Origin of the sequence: Flavobacterium sp. 22659, assembly GCF_052044235.1 — a bacterium.
Taxonomy (GTDB): Bacteria; Bacteroidota; Bacteroidia; order Flavobacteriales; family Flavobacteriaceae; genus Flavobacterium; species Flavobacterium johnsoniae.
Genome location: NZ_JBQEMU010000001.1, coordinates 222,201 through 241,100 on the forward strand (window position 1 = coordinate 222,201; position 18,900 = coordinate 241,100).

General features: G+C 32.4%; 12 protein-coding genes. 2 read left to right on the forward strand and 10 right to left on the reverse strand.

The window, feature by feature from the left end; translation table 11 throughout:
* Window positions 1-72: 72 nt before the first annotated feature.
* The 9 genes from ACTJIW_RS01115 to ACTJIW_RS01155 all read right to left on the reverse strand — a co-directional run bounded on the left by ACTJIW_RS01115 (window position 73) and on the right by ACTJIW_RS01155 (window position 12,855).
* On the reverse strand, window positions 73-666 hold the full coding sequence (locus ACTJIW_RS01115) for a hypothetical protein (RefSeq protein WP_440715348.1): 594 nt from the start codon (window positions 664-666) through the stop codon (window positions 73-75).
* A 470-nt stretch (window positions 667-1,136) separates the two neighbouring features.
* Window positions 1,137-2,063 carry a magnesium transporter CorA family protein gene (locus ACTJIW_RS01120; protein WP_440715347.1) on the reverse strand — a complete coding sequence of 309 codons (927 nt, stop codon included), beginning with the start codon at window positions 2,061-2,063 and terminating at the stop codon, window positions 1,137-1,139.
* Between the two features lie 402 nt (window positions 2,064-2,465).
* Window positions 2,466-3,353: a bifunctional 5,10-methylenetetrahydrofolate dehydrogenase/5,10-methenyltetrahydrofolate cyclohydrolase gene (locus ACTJIW_RS01125; RefSeq protein ID WP_440715346.1), complete on the reverse strand. Its 888-nt coding sequence runs from the start codon at window positions 3,351-3,353 to the stop codon at window positions 2,466-2,468.
* Between the two features lie 139 nt (window positions 3,354-3,492).
* Window positions 3,493-4,845, reverse strand: coding sequence for a signal recognition particle protein (gene ffh / locus ACTJIW_RS01130; protein WP_012022351.1), 1,353 nt, complete (start codon window positions 4,843-4,845; stop codon window positions 3,493-3,495).
* A 359-nt stretch (window positions 4,846-5,204) separates the two neighbouring features.
* The gene (locus tag ACTJIW_RS01135) at window positions 5,205-6,887 is read right to left on the reverse strand and encodes an MBOAT family O-acyltransferase (RefSeq protein ID WP_440715345.1); all 1,683 of its coding nucleotides are present in this window, start codon (window positions 6,885-6,887) and stop codon (window positions 5,205-5,207) included.
* A 1-nt stretch (window position 6,888) separates the two neighbouring features.
* Complete coding sequence (locus ACTJIW_RS01140; protein ID WP_254796540.1) at window positions 6,889-8,220, reverse strand: SGNH/GDSL hydrolase family protein; 1,332 nt, start codon at window positions 8,218-8,220, stop codon at window positions 6,889-6,891.
* Between the two features lie 82 nt (window positions 8,221-8,302).
* Entirely contained in the window at window positions 8,303-9,775 is a 1,473-nt protein-coding gene (locus ACTJIW_RS01145; RefSeq protein WP_440715344.1) for an SGNH/GDSL hydrolase family protein, read from the reverse strand.
* Window positions 9,776-10,140: 365 nt separating this feature from the next.
* Entirely contained in the window at window positions 10,141-10,761 is a 621-nt protein-coding gene (locus ACTJIW_RS01150; protein WP_121360184.1) for an HmuY family protein, read from the reverse strand.
* Between the two features lie 27 nt (window positions 10,762-10,788).
* Window positions 10,789-12,855, reverse strand: a complete 2,067-nt coding sequence (locus ACTJIW_RS01155) for a TonB-dependent receptor plug domain-containing protein (RefSeq protein ID WP_440715343.1) — start codon at window positions 12,853-12,855, stop codon at window positions 10,789-10,791.
* Between the two features lie 103 nt (window positions 12,856-12,958).
* Between ACTJIW_RS01155 and ACTJIW_RS01160 the strand changes: the two genes are divergently transcribed.
* Window positions 12,959-13,861, forward strand: coding sequence for a DUF6607 family protein (locus ACTJIW_RS01160; protein WP_274251345.1), 903 nt, complete (start codon window positions 12,959-12,961; stop codon window positions 13,859-13,861).
* A 483-nt stretch (window positions 13,862-14,344) separates the two neighbouring features.
* On the opposite strand, the gene argS is transcribed toward ACTJIW_RS01160, so the two are convergent.
* Entirely contained in the window at window positions 14,345-16,123 is a 1,779-nt protein-coding gene (argS, locus tag ACTJIW_RS01165; protein ID WP_012022357.1) for an arginine--tRNA ligase, read from the reverse strand.
* Window positions 16,124-16,445: 322 nt separating this feature from the next.
* Here argS and ACTJIW_RS01170 point away from each other — a divergent pair, with 322 nt between their 5' ends.
* Window positions 16,446-18,863, forward strand: a complete 2,418-nt coding sequence (locus tag ACTJIW_RS01170; RefSeq protein WP_440715342.1) for a TonB-dependent receptor domain-containing protein — start codon at window positions 16,446-16,448, stop codon at window positions 18,861-18,863.
* Window positions 18,864-18,900: the final 37 nt, after the last annotated feature.

Consider the following 18,900-nt stretch of genomic DNA (forward strand, 5'->3'; position numbering starts at 1 on the left):
ATTGATTGAAACATTTTCTGATGTCGAAGCTTGTTTCGTAAATTCTTGTTCCTTGGTTTTAGTGTCTGAAACCTATACTTTTTTTATGAGCTCAGCAGGAAGATTTTGAAGTGCTATTTTTCCATCTGCATCAAAAAAAGGTTTCCCGTTAACTAATATTTGGTTTACCTTTTTTCCATTGACCATTATTTTTTTGTTCATATCAATTGTTACACCGGGTAATTCTTTCAACAAAGCTTCTACATTGGCATCTGGACGTAACTTAAAAGAAGAAGCATTAAATTCTATGGTATCTTTTTTTATTCGGATAGGAGCTTCGTTTTTAATAATAATTTCATCCAGTTCAACATCATATTTCATAAGTCTGACAACTCCCAAATCTATATTCTGAGCGGGTTTTTCTATTGTATCCGAAAACTCCAGATAACCTTCGGCCGAAATTTTTAAAATACTGTTTTGAGATCCTGATTTAGTTTCTAATTTAAAGTGACCATTTTTATCCGAAAGCGTATAAACAACTATAGAAAAATCTTTAGGATGCATTAAATAAATAGTTGCAGATTCGATGGGCGAATCTTTTTCGGTAACAACTTTACCACTGATAACGGTGTTTTTTTGTGCAAAAGAGGAAATGCTATACAAGAAAAACACAAAAAAATGCAGCATTTTTATTCTGCTTCGTATTGAGAAAAATTTATTTAAAAGAATTAAATGAAAGAATAATGCGTGGAATTTAAAAGTTTTAATCATGGGGACTGATATACTTGTAACAGGCTTAAATCGTTTGTTTTATTAGGGACAAACTTACATTATAAATTAAAACAAATAATAACTTATTGTTAAAAAATAGGAATTAAAACTAAAATCAAACAAAGAGTTAATTTTCACACACTTAAAAAATCTATTTATAATTTAAAAACATTTAAAGGTTCTCAAAAAACAGCCCTGACGGAATATAATTTTAATAAGAAAAGATAAAAAAGCTCCAGCCGAGCGGCATATTTTGATAATCTAAAATATATGCCGCTCGGCTGGAGCTTTGTATTGTAAATATTTATTCTTTGCTACGAATACTTCGCTTCTCTAAAGCTTACAAAAAGTGCTTTCTTAAGAGAGCTGCTTTGCAACTTATAGTTTTAAAACCATCTTCTTCTTTTGAATAAAAAGACTCCAAAAGTGGATAAAATAATAGAAACTAAAAGCAGGATCCAGATTCCGTATCTACTTTCTTCAAGACCGTTTGGTACGTTCATTCCGTACAAACTCGCGATTAGGGTTGGAATCATTAAGATGATCGAAATTGAAGTCATCTGTTTCATGATTGTATTCATATTGTTTGAAATTACAGAAGCATAGGCATCCATCATTCCTGTCAAGATGTTATTGTAAATATTGGCTGTGTCTTGAGCCTGATTTAATTCGATTTCGACATCTTCTAATAATTCAGGGTCGTAATTGGCTTTATGTGCTTTTAGGTTTTTGATTCTTTGAAACAAAACGTCATTTGCTTTTAGTGAAGTGATGAAGAATACAAAACATTTCTCGATTTGAAGCAATGCTTGTAATTCTTCATTTTTGATTGATTTCTCTAAGTTATCCTCGGCAAGTTTTATTTTGTGATTGATTTGTTTTAGATACTTCAAATACCAAACGCTTGATGACAAAAGCAACCTTAATACAAGATTGAAATTATCTTCAATTTCGATGTTTTTACGTTGTGAATACGACACAAAATCGGCAATGATTTCTGTTTTATAAAAACTGATGGTCACACAGATGTCATCTTTAAAAATGATTCCGAGAGGAACGGTATGAAAAGGTATTTTGATATCGCCACTTTTAACTGGAATACGCATAATGATAAGCGTCCAGCCGTCTTCAATTTCAATACGTGGTCTTTCGTCGATATCTTCGATATCATTGTAAAAAGCTTCAGGAACCTGAAGTTCTTCTAATAAGTAATTTTTATCTGATTCTGTTGGAGATTCGATGTGAATCCAGCAATTTGAAGTCCACTTTTGGATTTCTACCAATCCGTTGTTGTTTGTGTAAAAGGCTTTCATTTCAAAATACAGGTTTTTAGCGCAGCATTTTGAAACTTCAAAAGCTGCTTAATTTAATACTAACGAATAATAATAATCGTCCATTTGGAGAAGTGTTATTTTTTTAAGTGCTGCAAAAGTATCCTTTATTTTTAAGATCCAAAACTTTAAACTATTAATTATATATTAAAATGGGAGTTTGGCAGATTTTTTAAACACATAGAAACGTAGATATTGTAACTGTAAAAAAAGGCGTTTCACTTTTTTTAAAACAACATAGCAGCAATCGAGTAAACTATGTGGAAGAAATTTGTTTTTCTTTTGTATTCTTTAAAAAAATTAAATTCTATGTTTCTATGTGTTTAAAAAATAAAAAAAGCCTGCTCAATCGAACAGGCTTTATAAATATATTTTGACGCAATTTTATTTATTTCTTGCGCTTCTCATTTTTCTTGCTAAAAGTGTATTTTTAAGCAGCATTGCAATTGTCATTGGTCCTACTCCGCCTGGAACTGGTGTAATGAATGACGCTTTTTTACTTACGCCGTCAAAATCAACGTCGCCTTTAATAACGTATCCTTTTGCATTTGATACGTCTTCTACTCTAGTAATTCCAACATCGATAACGGTTACACCTTCTTTTACCATGTCTGCTTTTAAGAATTCCGGAACTCCCAAAGCTGTAATAATGATATCTGCATTTTTAGTAAATTCAGCTAAGTCTTTAGTACGGCTGTGTGTTAATGTAACTGTAGAATCTCCAGGATTTCCTTTACGGCTCATTAAGATGCTCATTGGACGTCCTACGATGTGGCTTCTTCCAATTACAACAGTATGTTTTCCTGCAGTTTCAACTTTGTAACGCTCTAACAATTCCATAATCCCGAATGGCGTTGCCGGAATAAAGCTTTCCATTTCAAGAGCCATTCTGCCAAAGTTAGTTGGGTGAAATCCATCAACGTCTTTATCAGGATCGATTGCTAATAAAATTTTCTGCTCGTCGATATGTTTTGGCAATGGTAATTGAACGATGTATCCGTCTAGGTTATCATCTTCATTTAACTCTTTAATTTTAGCTAGAAGTTCATCTTCGGTAATCGTTTCCGGCAGACTTACTAAAGTAGAATCAAATCCAATTTCCTGGCATGATTTTACTTTACTTCCTACGTAAGTTAAACTTGCTCCATTGTTTCCAACCAAAACAGCTGCTAAATGAGGTACTTTTCCTCCGGCTGCTTTTATAGATTGAACTTCGGCTGCAATTTCGTTTTTAATGTCGTTAGATGTTTTTTTACCGTCTAGTAGCTGCATTTGTTTTTGTTTCAGGTTTAAAGTTTTCTTTTGTTTCACGTTTCAAATTGAAAACGAAACTTAAATATTTATGTAATTAAAAAAGTTCCAAGTTTTGGTCTCTTAACTTGAAACCTTAAACTTGAAACTTTTTATTATTTTATCTCGGCATTCCTCCTGGCATTCCTTTCATGCCTCCCATCATTTTCATCAGATTTTTTCCGCCTGGCCCCTGCATCATCTTCATCATCTTGCTCATTTGGTCAAACTGCTTCATTAACTGATTTACCTGCTCAACTTTAGTTCCGGAACCTTTAGCGATTCTGGCTTTTCTTTTTACGTCGATAATGGCTGGTTTACTTCTTTCTCCCGGAGTCATTGAGTGAATGATGGCTTCTATATGTTTAAAAGCATCATCTTCTATTTCTACATCTTTCATGGCTTTTGAAGCTCCTGGTATCATTCCTACCAAGTCTTTCATATTACCCATTTTCTTTACTTGTTGAATCTGCGTTAGGAAATCATCAAAACCAAATTCGTTTTTAGCGATTTTCTTTTGAAGTTTTCTAGCTTCTTCTTCATCAAATTGCTCCTGAGCTCTTTCTACAAGGGACACAACGTCACCCATACCTAAGATACGCTCAGCCATACGATCTGGATAGAAAACATCAATTGCTTCCATCTTCTCGCCTGTACCTACAAATTTGATTGGTTTGTTTACAACCGATTTAATCGAGATTGCTGCTCCACCACGAGTATCACCATCTAATTTTGTTAAAATAACTCCATCGAAGTTTAAGATATCGTTGAAAGCTTTTGCTGTATTTACAGCGTCTTGTCCTGTCATAGAGTCGACAACGAACAATGTTTCTTGCGGCTGAATTGCTTTGTGTACGCGTGCAATTTCATCCATCATTTCCTGATCTACTGCTAAACGCCCTGCAGTATCGACGATAACTACATTAAATCCGTTTGCTTTTGCGTGTTTAATTGCGTTTTGAGCAATTTCAACAGGATTTTTATTTTCTGGTTCTGAATATACTTCAACACCTATTTGATCTCCAACTACATGTAACTGATTAATCGCCGCAGGACGGTAGATATCACACGCTACAAGAAGTGGTTTTTTATTTTTCTTCGTTTTTAAGAAGTTGGCTAATTTTCCTGAGAAAGTAGTTTTACCAGAACCTTGAAGTCCCGACATTAAAATAACGCTTGGATTTCCAGATAAATTAACTCCGGCAACATCACCCCCCATTAATTCAGTCAGCTCATCTTTTACCAGCTTCACCAATAATTGTCCTGGCTGAAGCGTTGTTAAAACGTCCTGACCAATTGCTTTTTCTTTTACTTTGGTTGTAAAATCTTTAGCAATTTTAAAGTTAACGTCGGCATCAAGTAAAGCACGACGAACTTCTTTTAAAGTATCGGCAACGTTTACTTCTGTAATTTTACCGTGTCCTTTTAATATATGGAACGCTTTATCTAACTTATCACTTAAATTATCAAACATATCTTTTTCTTTATTTGAAGTGCAAAGATAATCTAATTAGATATTTCAGGCAATTTTTATTTAGCTGCATTTAACCGCAAAGTTCGCAAAGGTTTACGCAAAGAACGCTATGTTTTTTTGCTCGTAAAATCGCGAGGTTGCAAAGTTTTTTTTTACGCTCCCGATAACTATCGGGATAAAAAGATTTAAGCAGATTCACAGAAATTATTATTCAAATTCAAAAAAAATAAAATCTGCCATAATCTGCAAAATCTGCTTGAAAAAGAATCATTTTAATCCTTCTAATCTGCGGCAAAAGAAAAAAGGCGCAAAGAATAAACCTTTGCGCCTTTGTAACTTTGTCACTTTGAACCTTAAAATTAAAACTGGAAGTAAATAAACGGCTGTGAACCGGCAACGGCAGTTGCATAAACAATCCAGTAAACAAAGCCCAGAATTATTGCTTTTATTAATAATGGTGTTCTGTCGAAAACGAACTTCATTTTGTTTGTAATAACTTCCGGCAGGAAATGCCAAACGTATCCAAACAGCATTAATAAAAACACATTTTTATATCCTAAAACAATAGCCTGCCAATGTTCTGGTTCGAAAGTTAACTGACCAATATTATTAATTACCTGTAATGCAGTTTCGAAATCTCTGGCGCGGAAAAAGATCCAGCAGAAAACTACAAAATGGAATGTGATTAAAATTGAAAAGAAGGTCCACAAGAAATTACTTTTTCCGTCTTTTCTAGCAGGAAAGAATTCAAGGAAAATTTTATGAACCGCTAAAGCTAATCCATGTAAAGCTCCCCAAATAATAAATTGCGCTCCGGCTCCATGCCATAATCCGCCTAAAAGCATTGTGGTAAAAAGGTTTAGATTGGTTACCAGAGTTTGTTTCTTTTTGCTTGAAAGCAGAAATGACAAACAAAAAACAGCAATCGAAACTGATGCAACAATCAACGGAATTATACTGATATTGTAATTTGTAATTCCCCAAAGCAACAATCCAAAGAAGAACAAACTCGGGAATAAATATCCGGCGAATGAACCTTCTCTGTTTCCACCAATCGAAATATACAAGAAATCTTTTAACCAGGTTGAAAGAGAAATATGCCATCTTCTCCAGAAATCCGTAATCGAAGTTGATTTATAAGGTGTTCTAAAGTTGGCAGGCAGTTTAAATCCTAACAACAAAGCGATTCCAATTGCCATATCTGAATATCCTGAGAAATCACAATAAATTTGAATAGCATATCCGTAAGAAGCCATCAAATTTTCAAATGACGTGTAATTCATTGGCGTATCAAAAACACGATCGACAAAGTTTACCGAGATGTAATTTGAAATTACGGTTTTCTTAATCAATCCGCCAATAATTAAAAACAAGGCATTGTTTACATCTTGTTTAGTCAGATTCAGTTTTTGATAAATCTGCGGAAGAAAATCTTTTGCGCGTACAATTGGTCCGGCAACTAACTGCGGAAAAAACGAAACGAAAAATAGGTATTCGATGTAGTTTTTTGTCGGCTTAATTTCTTCGCGATAAATCTCGATAATGTAACTCATCGATTGAAAAGTATAAAACGAAATTCCAACCGGAAGAAATATATCATGAAATTTTAAATTGCCATTGAACATATCGTTGTATGTTCCAATCATAAAATTCATGTATTTGAAATAACCCAATAATCCTAAATTCAAGATAACGCTTATTACCAAATATATTTTCTTGGTGCTGTCTTTGGTTTCTTTATAGATAATCTGGCTTAAACCATAATCTACTACCGAAGAAAGCAATAAAAGTAAAAAGTAAATACCGCTTGACTTATAGTAAAAGAAAAGCGAAAAGAGAATAACATACGTTAATCTTAAATAAAATGTTTTGCGTAAAAAACCATACACAAAATAAAATACCAGAAATAATCCTAAGAATAAACCGGTATTAAATAATAGCTTCTCATCTGGATTGTAAACAAACCAGCTTTCAACTTGTTCTATTGTAATTGCACCAAAATTTTGAATGAACCAATTATTAATGCTGTCTATTGTTGTCAACTTACTTTTTTAATTTAAAATTATCGTATGCTTTTAAAAACGCCTCGGTAAACAAACTTCCTTGTTTTTCATATCCTTTTTTAGAATAATGAACCCAGTCTTTACCTATTAACCCTTGTGCTTTCAGCTGTCCTATTCCGCTTAAGCCGCCTAATTCATCATATAAATCCCAAACGGCAAATCCATCTTTTTCGGCAATATCATTTATTCGCTGTGCATATTCTCCAACAAAATGATTTGGTTTTCTTCCTCTAAACAAAGAAGGAGGCGAAGTCATGACGATTATAGGAACATTTATATTCTGCTCTTTTATGTTTTTGATAAACTCTCTTAATCTTCTAATGTATTCTGATGCTTCCAGTTTATCGAAACTTTCATTTGTTCCTAAAGAAAAAATTAAAAGATCAGGATGTAATGCTTTTAACTGTTCAAAAAACAAAGGATATTTATTATAATCCGAAAACTTTGCACCGTTTACACCAATACCGCTGTAGGTTATTCCTGGAGCATTTTTCTCTAAAACAAGTCCGTTTAATTCAAAATCTTTAGCCTCTTTATTCGGAATAAGAAAAATTCTGTCTAAAGCTTTTTCTGATTTATAATAATGACAAAATGCATCAGATTCAAGATTCAGAGGTACAAACTCTGATGTTTTAATATTTTTTGGCTGCGTTTGATTGGTTGGAATTTTTAAAATCCTTCCTGCACGAATATTATTTGATTTCAGCTGATTTGCTCTTTTAATTTCGGCAACCGAAACATCATATTTATCTGCAATTACAGAGATTGCTTCTCCTTTTTTAATTTTATGAGTAATTACTTTTCGTTCTGTGGTTTCAACAAACTTGGTTTGAGATCCAGAAGCCAGATCAAACATATTCTCATTTTTGGGCGTAATGATCTGAATGGTATTAAACTTATATGCAGCATCTTTAACACTCATTTCCATTACAAATCCGCCGGTATCTCTCCAAAGTCCAATACCGCTTAAACCTACAGGATAATTTCTAACCGGATAAATATTTCGGTAGCTTTCCCAAATTCTGTTACAGCTGAAACGTTCATTATACGATCCGTTTGTTTTGGCTAATTGATACGGAAAAACAAAACCTCGGCCTGCATTTCCAAATTTTTGCTGCAGTAACTTTCTTATTTTATTGGTCATTAAATCACCCTGAATATGTGAATCTCCAATATGAACAATATTTATTTTTTGATTGTTGTCGCTTTCATTATCCCTCAATCTCTTAAAAACACTTTCTAAAACTTTAGCATTATAGATGTGATTTCCTGTATAAGTTTCGACCGATGTTGAATCGATTTTGCTAACCATATTTTTAGTTATTGGAAGTGAGACTGTTGTTTCGGGTTTATCATTTGTTGAGAAAAAAAGACAACAAAAGAAAATAAGTAGTTTATTCATTTACGCTATCTTTTTTGACAGATACGGAATCTGCTTTAGGTTTTTTAATTGCTTTAGGTTTAACGCTTCCATCACGCTTTTCACGTAAAGCTTTATACTCTTCATAACCTTTGTTTAACTGACTATATAACAAATTACCAATGGCTTTTGCTCCTCTTTGGTTAAAGTGTGTGTAATCTTTATTGGCTTTAGCCGGAGATTCGTCGACCCATTTTACCATAGAGCCGTCACCGCCCATTAAAGTATATAAATTTACAAAACCTGACTCAGTATCCAAAGCATATCTTTTTTGAGCATTCATTAATGGCACAACAGCAGAATCTGTTTTCATTTCTAAATCATATTTAGTCGATTTATCAGCTGTTGAAACAATCAAAATAGAAACTCCCGGAAACGACTCTTTTATTTTATTTACCGTTTTAGTCATTCCTTTTTGATACCATGAATAATTTTTAGTTCCGTAATTCAATACGTTTGTTCCGTAATGAAGAATAACCAAATCGTATTTTAGACTATTATTGAAAGCCTGCATTACATTAGCATCAAACATAGAAATTGGCAGTCCTGAGTTTCCTCTTTGAGAAAAGTTATCAACGTGTACTCCTATTCCGTTATCAAAATTAAATCCAAAAATAGGAATAGAATCGGCGTGGATAAAATTAGCTTTGAAAGATTTTATACTTCCAGAAGTTACTTTTAAACTGTTCACCAAATTGTTTGGTGAAAGATTTTTTCTTAAAGTGTCTTTTCCAATAATAAAATTTACATTTCCTTTTTTAGAAGATCTTCCGTAAAATAATGTTGGATTATCTAAAGAAGTTGAATATTTATTCAATCCGGCTTCATATTGAACCCAGGTCGTATTAGATTTGTCATTTGCAAAAAACACATGACCGTTTACTCCAAACGGACTTGTTGGTTTTTTTACATTTAAATAAGATTGTATCTTCCAGTTTTTAGAAAACAATGTTTTTACAGAACCTCTTGAAGCCGATGATTCTGAAATAATAGATACGAAGCCAACTCCATTTCCTCCAAAATGTTCCTGATAATTCATACGAACATCCTGTACAATCAAATCACCGTCGGTCATAGAATCTCCATAATAGGCAATTCTAACGTGCCCCTGCGGGTTTTGTTCTAATTGATATAATTTTTCATAAAAAGAAATCAGGTATTGATATCCTTTATAATTATCAAATGTTTCAGAAGGAAATTCAATTCCTTCAGATGCATCATAAACGATTTTTTCCTGACCAGATTTATCTGCAATATTATCCCCATCCAGAGACAAAGAATCTTTTGCCACTGATTCAAGAAGCAGACTATCAATAAGTACATTTTTGGAATCTACTTTTCCTTCTGAAAAAATCTTATCCGGAAGAATCTGTTTAAACCCAATGAAAGCAACAAATGCCAATGCAACTATTGCAAAAGACTGAAAGAAATATGATTTTGTATTCACTTATTAATTATATATTGAGAATGGCATCACAGAAATTAATTATCAATATTCCTGTTAATTCCGTTTTAAAAAATTGCTGCGCAAAGATAGAATTAAATCGTTCATTTCTATTTGATTTTAACAACAAAGAAAATAAAAAAAAGAGGTTAGAAAATTCTAACCTCTTAAATCAAAAAAAAATAAAAAAACAAAGCTAATGATTAACTAAATTTTTGATGTGATTTATTTGAAAATAACTTTATCTGTTTTAATCTTTTTTATAAAAAACTTAGAACAAAATAAAAGTAACTTTCTTCATGTTAAAACCAACTATAAATTAAAAAATAACCTCGAATAATAATTCATTCGAGGTTGGTAAAACTTTATTAGAAAGTTGTAGTGCTGTTTGCCTGGTATGCGAAATTAAAAGTATAGTATGGTGACTCAGAAGTTTGTGTTGGACTTGCTGGAGCATCTTTATAATAACTTAATATTTCAAATTTTGCATATTTACCATCATGTGTTTTTACTACAAATACTTTTCCTGCAATAGGGGAAATGATATGAGTATCTGCATTATAAGAATACCAGCCTTTACCGCTTCCTGTAGGGATTGAATAAACAGCGGCAGCATCTTGAGCAAAAGTACTAGCTGCAGGAAATGCAGTTACGCTTGCAAAAGTACCAGACACAATGCTTACTGCACCAGATCCTGTTCTTTCAGGTTCATCTGCAATACCAATTTTAGCACCACCATTTACAATAATTGTAGTACCGCGAAAAGCGATATCCCAGCTATTATCTGTTACTAGTTTGTTTTGAGAAAAACTGAATTTTGCAAATGCTCCTCCTGCTGGTTGTCCTTGTCCTCCAGTTTGCGGTGCAGCAATATTAGAAACTTTTGTAGTTACTACAGGCACGACTTCATTTTTATCATCATCGCTGCTGCAAGATGCTGTAAAGATAAATAGTGCTAAAAGCGAAAGTTTTAAGAATTTTGTTTTCATTTTGTAAATGTGTTAAATAAATGTTGATTAAAAATTATATTGAATTCGTGCAAAAAGCTGCCTTCCTGCCAGGTTACTAATTTGACTAGGGTCTGTAAAATCAAGTAAATTATTGGCTCCTGTCTGAAGCATAAATTTATCCCCGATATATTTTGAAATTGATAAGTTGGTTATAAAGTAATCGCTGACAAATTTGTCGTATTTGTCCAAAATTTGATTTCCGTTAGTATCAAACATCCCATATTTGCTTCTATAAAAAACTCGTAGATTAATATCGGTCTTAATTTTTGGAATAGAATATGCAACTTTAACGTTAGCAGTATGTTTTGATCTATTATACAATCCGAAATAATCAGACTTTTTAATTTGCACAGTTTGTAAATCTGAGTTACGTATGTATTGATAATCCTCGAAATTATCAACCACCGATTTATCCTTTGCTGTTAGATACTGATATCCAAATGATACAGATAATTGTTTGGTAAAGTCGTATGTTGAATTGAACTCTAAACCATAAGTAAAAATCTGGCTTATATTAAAGTAACTGAAAACATTTTGACCATTTGTTTTTTGGGCTACAACACGAGTATCAATTAAATTTTCTATTGAATTATAAAAAGCATTAACATCTAATCTTAACTTATTCTTTTTATAAAAAGTTCCAAAATTGAAATTTATTGAACTTTCGGCTTCTAACGGATTATTGAAGTTAACTCCATCTACTCTGCTTAAAATCTGCCCTTGCTCCTGAAGTTGATTTAATCGCGCTTCGGCTACATTATACCCTAAGACAGTATAACCAACAGAAGGATTTGTAAAATCAAAATATAATTGGCGGAAATCTGGTGCTTTATAACCATATCCTACTGAAGATTTTAAAGAAAAGTTTTCATTAATCTTAAAATTTACCGCAAGTTTCGGACTGAATTGTGAGGCATATACACTATGATTATCATATCTAAATCCAGCGATTATATTCCATCTTTCTGTTGGATTACAATCATATTGCAAAAAGAAATATTGTGAATTAAACTCTACTTTTTTATCAAAATATGTCCTATCCAAAGTCTCATAATTTAATCCGAGACCTCCTGTCAATTTATCATTCTTTATTGAAAGCGTAGTCCTAATCTCCGGACGCAGAAGCCATTGATTATAATAAGCACTTTCATAAAGAACATTATTTGCATCATTTAAAAACGAATCATTTTTGTAATTAGTAGTATAGAATTCATATTCAGAATATAATTTAGAACTCCATTTATGTTCAAATTTAACCTGTGAGTTCCATTCTTTTTCTTTTGCATCTCCTTTATAATTTTCAGAATCAATAATCGCCACATTATCCATCTTCATGTCATAAAAACGGTTACTTACAATTAACTTCAAGTTTTCTGAGAAATCATAATATATTTTCGGCTGAATCGTAAAGTTGTAAAATGGCTCTACATTTTTCAACGGTGTACTTTTATCTAAATCATACCCATCTGTAGAATAAAAATTTGCAAAAAGATTTGCTGAAAATTTCTTTTTCTTCCAAAGAAGATTTGTATTTGCATCATTAGTATTAAATGTAGCATATCTATAAGAAAGACTACCCGAAAACATATCTTTTTTAGGTTTTTTAGTAATCACATTTATTACTCCTCCCATAGCTTCAGAACCATACAATGCTGAGGAAGCTCCTTTTACAATTTCAATTCTCTCTATATTTCCAACCGAAACTCTTGAAAGGTCCAAAACACCGGCGCTTCTTCCAACAAGCGGTACACCGTCAATTAAAATCATAGTATAAGCAGCATCTAAACCCTGCATTTGAATTCCCTCAAAACCACTTTCGTCCGGAATCAAAATAATTCCTGTCTGCTCACTTAAAATTTCATTTAATCTTGTAACTCCAGATTTTATAATTGCCTCAGATGTAATAATTGTCATTGGCAAAGGCAATGATGAAAGTACCCTTTCTGTTCTTGTCGCAGTAGTAACTTTAACTTCTGACAATTCGTTTGCTGAAACACTATCTTTTTTAACTTCTTGAGAAACAGAAACCTGAGACAAAAGCAAAACTGCAAAAAGAGTAATTTTTATTTTCATTATTTTTATTAAGTCTTAATAATCGATGCAAATATATAACTATTTTTAATTGTTCTAAATTAAATTTATATATTTGCAAAAAATTTAAAAACCAACAAAAGTTATGATTACAAAAAGCCTTTATCTTTCAGCCATTATGGCTTTAACTTGCAGTCTTGGATTCAGTCAGGACAAAAAACAACAAGACATAAAATCTATCAAATCTATGTGTGGTTGTTATGAAGTAAAGTTTAATTTCACAGAAACATTTTCATATCCTAAAGATTCTCTTACATACAAACCATCTGAAACTAAACATGAATCAGCATTAGAATGGGTTGAGTTATTAGAAGATACTCCAAATAAAATCTCAATGCAGCACTTATTAATTGTAAGTGATGATATGATCATTAAACACTGGAGACAAGACTGGTTATATGAAAACACAGACTTATATTCGTTTGATAAAGGAAATTCTTGGAAATATAAAAAATTAGACAAAAAAGCTGTTAAAGGTCAATGGACTCAAAAAGTATATCAGGTAGACGACAGTCCGAGATATGAAGGATCTTCAACTTGGGTACATGTAGACGGGCAGGATTACTGGGCTAACGTTGCAGATGCTCCGCTTCCAAGAAGAGAGCAGACAAAACGTAACGATTATAACGTATTAAAAAGAAGAAACATTCACGAAATAACTGCAACAGGATGGAATCATGAGCAGGATAATGATAAACTTGTTCGTGACGATGCTGGTAAAGATGTTTTATTAGCTCAGGAAAAAGGATTTGATGTTTATACTAAAGTTCCGGATATTAAATGTATCGCTGCTCAAAAATGGTGGAAAGAAAATAATGCTCTTTGGAAAAACGTTCGTGACAAATGGCAGACTCTTTTTGACAGACACCAGGATTTGAATTTAGAAGCTAAAGTTGACAGAAAAGCGCTTTACTCTTTATTGTTTGATTTAAAACCAAACGCTGCAAAAGCAGAATCTGATGCGATCATCAATAAATTCGTAAAATAAAATATTTGTGTTAGTTATAAAAAAGCCGGTAGTTTAAAAACTGCCGGCTTTTTTTATTAATTAAAAAACCGTCTTGAGAGACGGTTTGTTCCTTATTATTTTTACTAAAAGGGGTACTAATTCAAAATAGTTAAAAATGAATATAAGGAGGTATCTTTAAATTCAGCTATTCACTCAATTATACATCTATCTTTTATCTCTGCAGCAGCAATTTAACTAAAAAACCTTGCCCAAAAATGCATTTCACAAAATGCTAAAATTCATTTAAAAAAAACTAAAACAATGCCTAATCTTAAATAAAGCAGGAAAATTAATACAATTAAAAAACTCTTCCTACAAAAATTACGCTTTTAACTTAAAAATTAACTTCTACAACGTTATAGAACGATATTGCGTCTAAATTATCTATAGAAAAATTAAACAAAAAAAGCCGAGAGTTTTAAAAAACTATCGGCTTTTAAATTTTCATTATTATTAAGTTTCTTACATTCTTTCCGGAACTTCAATTCCTAATAAGCTAAATGCTGATTTTATCACTTCGGCAACCTTTTGAGAAAGCTGCACTCTGAAAATTTTCTTTGTTAAATCTGCTTCACCTAAAATATGAACAGATTGATAAAATGAATTATACTCTTTTACCAAATCGTAAGTGTAATTTGCAATTAATGCAGGGCTGTGATTTTGTGCCGCATTTTGAATTACTTCAGGGAAAAGTTCGATTTGTTTTACCAATTCTTTTTCTTTCTCGTGCAGTTCTTCAATTTCAATTTTATTAGAAAAATCAAAATCGGCTTTACGAATAATGGATTGGATTCTCGCGTAAGTATATTGAATAAAAGGCCCTGTATTTCCAGCAAAATCTACAGATTCTTCCGGATTAAACAAAATACGTTTTTTAGGATCAACTTTTAAAATATAATACTTCAAAGCACCAAGCCCAATTGTTTTATACAATTTTGCTTTTTCATCTGCCGAATAGCTGTCTAATTTTCCTAAGTCTTCAGCAATTTGTTTAGCTGTATCGGTCATATCCTGCATCAAATCATCGGCATCAACAACAGTTCCTTCACGGCTTTTCATTTTTCCAGAAGGCAAATCAACCATTCCGTATGATAAATGATATAAACTTGAAGCCCAGTCAAAACCAAGTTTTTTCAGGATTAGAAATAATACTTTAAAATGATAATCCTGTTCGTTACCTACAGTGTAAACCATCCCGCCTACATCCGGCATATCTTTTACACGCTGAATTGCTGTCCCGATATCCTGAGTCATATAAACTGCAGTTCCATCAGAACGTAATACAATTTTACGATCCAGACCTTCATCTGTCAAATCAATCCAAACTGAACCGTCAGGATCTTTTTCGAATACTCCTTTATCAAGACCAACCTGAACTACATCTTTACCTAATAAATAAGTATTGCTTTCGTAATAGTATTTATCAAAATTAACTCCAAGGTTTGTGTAAGTTGTTGCAAAACCATCATAAACCCATTGGTTCATTTTTTTCCAAAGTGCTATAACTTGTTCGTCACCGGCTTCCCATTTTTTAAGCATTTCTTGCGCTTCAATAATAATTGGAGCCTGCTTTTTAGCTTCTTCTTCGGTTTTACCCGTTTCAATTAATTGATTAATTTCTGTTTTATAAGCTTTATCAAATTCTACATAATATTTACCAACTAACTTATCACCTTTTAAATCTGAACTTTCAGGAGTTTCTCCGTTTCCAAATTTTTCCCAGGCCAGCATCGATTTACAGATATGAATACCACGGTCGTTGATAATTTGGGTTTTGTATACTTTTTTACCAGAAGCTTTTAGAATTTCTGCAACAGAATATCCTAACAAGTTGTTACGAACGTGACCTAAGTGTAATGGTTTATTTGTATTTGGTGAAGAATATTCAACCATTACTGCTTTTTCTTCTGGATTTGGAGATAAAAAGCCAAACTGCTTTTGATCTTTTATTCCGTTAAAGAAATCTACATAATAACTGTCTGAAATTACAATATTCAAAAAACCTGAAACTACATTAAAGCGGGCAACTTCAGAAACATTCTCTACCAGATAAGTTCCTATTTTATTTCCCAGTTCTGCCGGATTGCTTTTAATAACTTTCAACAAAGGAAAAATTACCATTGTAATATCGCCTTCAAACTCCTTTCTGGTAGTCTGAAACTCGATTTTATCGACAGAAACGTCAAATAATACTTGTATTGCTTTTTGTATAGAAGGTGTAAGAATTTGTGATAATGACATGTAAACTTATTTTAAAGTGAGCAAAGATACTGCTTATTCGTCAATTAGAGAAAATGAAAAACATATAAAATAACATATTTCTCTCAGAATTTCTTAAAAAACGTTTTGTGTTGAATGTTAAAATTATCAAAAAAACAAAACGTTAATCTCTTACAAAACAGCGGTTCACAAAAAAATAATCTTTTTTTTCATTTTTTTATGTAACATAACGTTCACATATGAGTCTTAATAACAACTTCAAATTAAATTGAAGGAAAAAATCAAAAAACAAAAAAACAATAATCATCATCATCAATCAAATCAAAATAATCAAGTAAAAGCTATGAAACTAAAATTTTTTCTGTTTGCAATATTGGGGATAATTGCAACAGCACAAGCTCAAAACTCGGGATCGGTCTCGGGAAAAATTGTAGAAAAATCTAATAATGCGCCAATTTCTTACGCAACTGTTTCTCTTAAAGAAAACGGAAAAGTAGTGACAGGTGTTAACACAGATGACAATGGAGATTTTACTTTTAAAAATTTAGCTCTAAAAAGCTACACAATCGAAATTCAATATATTGGTTTTAGAAAATATGTTGGTTCTGTAATTTTAAATGACAATAAAAAAACAGCAACAGTAAATGTTTCTCTTGAAGAAGAAGCAACGCAGTTAAAAGGAGTAAATATTGTTGCAGAACGTTCTACAATAGAACAAAAAATCGACAGAAAAGTAGTCAACGTTGGTAAAGACTTAACAACAGCCGGAGCTTCGGCATCAGATATCATGAACAATATTCCATCTGTAAACGTAGATCAGGATGGAAAGCTTTCGCTTCGCGGAAACGACAATGTTCGTGTATTGATCGATGGGCGTCCATCAAATATTGATCCTGCTCAGTTATTAAAACAAATTCCATCAACTTCTATCAAAAAAATTGAGTTGATTACAAATCCAAGTGCAAAATATAACCCAGAGGGAATGTCTGGAATTATCAATATCATTTTACACAAAAATGCTAATACTGGCTTTAACGGAAGTTACAGCGGCGGTATTACTTTTGGAGAAACTGCAAAATACAACCAGTCTTTAGATTTGAACTATAAAACCGGAAAAGTAAATTTCTTTGGAAATGCCGGTAATAACTTTGGAACTTATTTCAACAATGGAAATATTCAAAGATTAGATCAGGATGTAGTGCAAAAATTAAAAATTTCAAATGACAATGATAATTATTTGTACAAAGTAGGTATGGATTATTTAATCAACGATCACAATACTTTATCTTTTTACACTAATCAAAATAAATCTTCTGGAACTGGTATTGTAAATACTGACATTGATTATAACAACGGTGATCCAAATATTAAAAACATTTATCAAAAATCAAGATATCAGGGACCTAACCAAACTGGAACTTATAATTTAGCATACAAACACATCTTTAAAAAAGAGGGACATACGCTGGATTTTGAAGGGAATTACAGTAAAACCGCAGAAAGTCAAGATGCAAACTTTGACACACAAACAACAAATCCTGCAAATGCTGTAAATAGTGTAGTTTACAACGATTATATTCATGAAAGCAGAAAACTAGAAACTTTTAATGTTGACTATGTTAATCCGCTAAACGATAAAACAACACTTGAAGCGGGAGCTGAAGCGAGAATCACGCGAACAGACAACGATTACAATACAAGTAATCCTTCTGTTCCAACTGCTGAACAAGTTTCTAATTACAAATACGACACTGATATTTATTCTGCTTACGTAACTTTTGGCCAGAAATACAAAAAATTCAGCTATCAGTTAGGAGCTCGTTTTGAGAGCTATAAAGTTGCAGCAAACTTAAACAGCGGTCAAAGTAAATTTGATGATGATTATATTACATTATATCCATCTGCTTATTTAACATATAATTTGAATGAGAAAAACGTTTTACAATTAAGCTACAGCCGTCGTGTAGACCGTCCGAGTTTAGAGCAGACAAAACCTATTCGTGAGTTTTCTACTCCATTAGTAACTTCATATGGAAATCCAGAATTAAGACCTCAGTTTACCAATTCAGTTGAAGTAAATTATACTAAAACTCTTGAAAAAGGTAGCATCACCGCAGGAGTATTTGTAAGAAGCATTAACGACCAAATCAGCAGAACTTTAAGCCCGGACCCAAATGATGCTTCTGGATACAAACAAATTTTAAGTTTTGCAAATTATGATCACAATAGCGCTTATGGTTTTGATGTTTCTCTTAACTATAAACTTACAAAATGGTGGGATATTCAGCCAGCAATTGATTTCTCTAGCATTAAACAGGAAGGTGTTGTATTTCAGTTTGATCCGGCAACAAACACAAGTTCACCATTTCAACGCAGCGTTACAACTTCAGCATTTAATGCTCGTATGAACTCAAACTTTAAACCAACAAAACGCTTAAGCTTTTTATTATTTGGTTTTTACAGAGGTCCAGTTGATGAGATTCAGCAGAAAAGAAACGAAATGTACAAAATGGATATTGGTTCACGCTATACTTTGTTAGACAACAAAATGAATATCAGCGTACGTTTTAACGACGTTTTCAATACAATGAAATTCTCATTTGACGGTATTTATCCTTATCCTCAAACTGGTCAGTTTACATGGGAAAGCCAAACTGTTTATTTAGGTTTGACTTACAACTTTGGAGGAGCTAAAATTAAAAAATTAGAACGTAAACAAAGAGAAGACAATACGAATCAAGGTGGCGGCGGTATGTTCTAATCACCACCTTATTAGATGATATTTTAATAATTTTGAA

What these genes read in the sequence shown, in the direction of transcription:
- ACTJIW_RS01115 (WP_440715348.1), bottom strand. Translation starts at nt 666, where the DNA reads ATGCTGCATTTTTTTGTGTTTTTCTTGTATAGCATTTCCTCTTTTGCA.
- ACTJIW_RS01120 (WP_440715347.1), bottom strand. Translation starts at nt 2,063, where the DNA reads ATGAAAGCCTTTTACACAAACAACAACGGATTGGTAGAAATCCAAAAG.
- ACTJIW_RS01125 (WP_440715346.1), bottom strand. Translation starts at nt 3,353, where the DNA reads ATGCAGCTACTAGACGGTAAAAAAACATCTAACGACATTAAAAACGAA.
- ffh (WP_012022351.1), bottom strand. Translation starts at nt 4,845, where the DNA reads ATGTTTGATAATTTAAGTGATAAGTTAGATAAAGCGTTCCATATATTA.
- ACTJIW_RS01140 (WP_254796540.1), bottom strand. Translation starts at nt 8,220, where the DNA reads ATGGTTAGCAAAATCGATTCAACATCGGTCGAAACTTATACAGGAAAT.
- ACTJIW_RS01150 (WP_121360184.1), bottom strand. Translation starts at nt 10,761, where the DNA reads ATGAAAACAAAATTCTTAAAACTTTCGCTTTTAGCACTATTTATCTTT.
- ACTJIW_RS01155 (WP_440715343.1), bottom strand. Translation starts at nt 12,855, where the DNA reads ATGAAAATAAAAATTACTCTTTTTGCAGTTTTGCTTTTGTCTCAGGTT.
- ACTJIW_RS01160 (WP_274251345.1), top strand. Translation starts at nt 12,959, where the DNA reads ATGATTACAAAAAGCCTTTATCTTTCAGCCATTATGGCTTTAACTTGC.
- argS (WP_012022357.1), bottom strand. Translation starts at nt 16,123, where the DNA reads ATGTCATTATCACAAATTCTTACACCTTCTATACAAAAAGCAATACAA.
- ACTJIW_RS01170 (WP_440715342.1), top strand. Translation starts at nt 16,446, where the DNA reads ATGAAACTAAAATTTTTTCTGTTTGCAATATTGGGGATAATTGCAACA.